The sequence below is a fragment of the Bacillus sp. 522_BSPC genome (assembly GCF_001076885.1).
GTDB lineage: Bacteria > Bacillota > Bacilli > Bacillales > Cytobacillaceae > Niallia > Niallia hominis.
Window position 1 is genome coordinate 12,727 of record NZ_JVDT01000193.1, and the last position, 995, is coordinate 13,721.

Genomic DNA, 995 nt, shown 5'->3' on the forward strand with positions numbered 1-995 from the left:
TATTAGAAGAGGGGAAATTCAATGTTCAAAAAAAGGTTTGTTCTTTATGTATTTATTTTTACTTTCCTTTTAACGGGTTTTATTATTTATCAAAAAGTTACGGATGACACATATAAGGGAATGACCATTATTCCTGAGCAAGAGAAAGACATTCCATTATATGCGGGACTTACACCAACTAAAGACCAATACATAATGGACGGAAATAGCTGGGAGGCTATTTATGACTACTATGAGCAAGAACTTCCTAAGCATGGATGGAGTGTAGAATATATAGGCTCAGCACTTGAGGATAATGATTCAGCAAATGATTGGTCTGGATTTTATTCTCGATGGAGAAAAGCAGGCTTTGATGGTGAGCTATCCCTTTCTGCATCTTATAATAAGTCAGAAATGCAAACAGAAGTGATGTTTGACAAGCATCAAATTTTAGATAGTACTGTCTGGCTAAAGCAAAATCCAGAGAGCATTCGTATATACCAAAATGAATCTCAACAAGATGGTGTGGAAGTGAAAGATAAAGCAGCCATTAGCGAAATAGTCCAGTTCATAAATAGCGAAGCATATGATTCAAAAGAAACGACTATTAGTAGAAAGCATACAAAATTAATGGATTTAGGAAATTTGAAAATAAAGGTATATTATGAAAAGGAGAAGACTATTTTCCTTCAATCTGCAAAAGGAATAAAGGAAGCTAAGCCAGATCCCAGTTTTATGGCGTTTATTTTAGCAAAAGGGAATTGAAGGTTATTTTTTTGAAGATAAATGCGAAGCTATAGGTGGAATTTTAGCGTTTGGTGCAGTTGTTTTTTATTATGCTTCTTTAGGTAGGATAATCACTGCCGAAGAAAAGATAGCTGGCAGAGATTTAACGTATAAGATTCATCCATTTACAGGTTCTGCAAAAACCATAGACGAGAGTACTAAATAAACAAACGAGAGAAGGTTGTTTAAAATGGTACCTGTAGTTAGGACACTTGAAAAAGAGTGTTTTA

1 protein-coding gene is annotated in these 995 nt (G+C 34.4%); it reads left to right on the forward strand.

What is annotated here, in order from left to right; genetic code table 11:
- Nucleotides 1-21 precede the first annotated feature (21 nt).
- Complete coding sequence (locus ADJ83_RS16275) at nt 22-744, forward strand: hypothetical protein (protein ID WP_031539716.1); 723 nt, start codon at nt 22-24, stop codon at nt 742-744.
- Nucleotides 745-995: the final 251 nt, after the last annotated feature.

Bases quoted from the DNA above. Each gene is read 5' to 3' on its own strand.
- ADJ83_RS16275 (WP_031539716.1), top strand. From the start codon at position 22: ATGTTCAAAAAAAGGTTTGTTCTTTATGTATTTATTTTTACTTTCCTT.